This is a genomic window from Psychrobacter sp. 1U2 (genome assembly GCF_051847575.1).
In genome coordinates this window covers 1-833 of record NZ_JBPYDC010000792.1, presented here as the reverse complement: position 1 = coordinate 833, position 833 = coordinate 1, and the positions used below count along the sequence as shown (strand labels likewise).

The 833-nt window shown below is 44.4% G+C and carries 1 protein-coding gene; it reads right to left on the bottom strand.

All coding sequences use genetic code 11. The features are described from left to right. Window positions 1-833: Hpt domain-containing protein (locus tag ACS8FD_RS18770; protein WP_439276964.1), on the bottom strand; the 833-nt coding region annotated here is incomplete at both ends.

The window sequence follows — 833 nt, the reverse complement described above, 5'->3', positions numbered from 1 at the left end:
CTAAAATCGTACTACGCTGAGCTTGCAACGTTTCATTAGGAATATGTTTTAAGTCATCAGGGTTTTTACTAAACTGCTTTAGCGCCAAGATTAATGCGTTGGGTGTTGATGGATTGACCTGCTGTTTTAGGATAAACACCGCATCAGCCAACCAATCATGACAGTCTGTTAGCAGCTGTGAGATCATTTTGGTCGCAGGCTTTCGCAGAATAGCCAACTCTTCGTATACTGTCTCCATCTCATGCGCAAGATCAGCAATACCATTCGCCGCCACCATACGTGCGCCGCCTTTAATGGTGTGCAGATCTCGTTGCAGTGCTTGCAATGCTGCCACGTCACTGACGTTGCCTAAAAACAGCTGCAAATACTTGTTACTACTAACAACTATCTCATCTGCTTCTTCTAAAAAGACTTCTAAAATATCAGGATCCGGTAGACCATCTGTCCAAGACTCAGCAATGATGCTATCCAAACTGGCGGTATCAGAAGCTTGCTCGCTCTCTTGATGACTGTCTTGCGTCTCATTTGAATCATTATTATGGTTTTGGAGCGCTGGTAAAACCAAAGTAATAACTCTTGGTAGCTGATCGCTGCGTTCAAATTCTTGCAACTGCTCAATAAGATCATCAGCAAAAAATGCTTCTTGGTAGCGCACAACATAATCAATCTGTAAAGACAGAGTATCTTGTACCATTTGCATAATGGTCAGCCACTGCGCTGTTGGGTGCAATCGTTGTTCAACAAACGCTTCATAAATACTTTCAGCCTCGTGCGTCAGGTCGCCGATACTACGGATACCTGCCATGCGCGCACCACCTTTGATGGTGTGCAAG